Genomic DNA, 252 nt, shown 5'->3' on the forward strand with positions numbered 1-252 from the left:
GTGTCGCTGGTTGCGGTCGATGTAGCCATTGCCCTGGCCCCGGCTGAAATCCAGGCGCATGAAGTGGCGGGCATCGGCGGGGTTGCTGGCCAGTGCCTGATTGATGCCGAAGGCCACCTCCGAGTCATCGTAACTGCCATAGCGTACGCGCCCGTCGAGGGTCTGCTGGTCACGGCTGGCAAGCTTGGTGATGTAGTTGATCGAGCCGCCCACGGCACCTGCGCCGTGCAGGAAGGATGACGGCCCGCCAAT

At 64.3% G+C, this 252-nt stretch carries 1 pseudogene; it reads right to left on the bottom strand.

Annotated features, from left to right (window positions below):
• Positions 1-252, bottom strand: a pseudogene (locus SB756_RS33040) (TonB-dependent siderophore receptor); the annotation flags it as partial.

The sequence above is a fragment of the Pseudomonas sp. SIMBA_068 genome (genome assembly GCF_046534705.1).
Lineage (GTDB): Bacteria > Pseudomonadota > Gammaproteobacteria > Pseudomonadales > Pseudomonadaceae > Aquipseudomonas > Aquipseudomonas putida.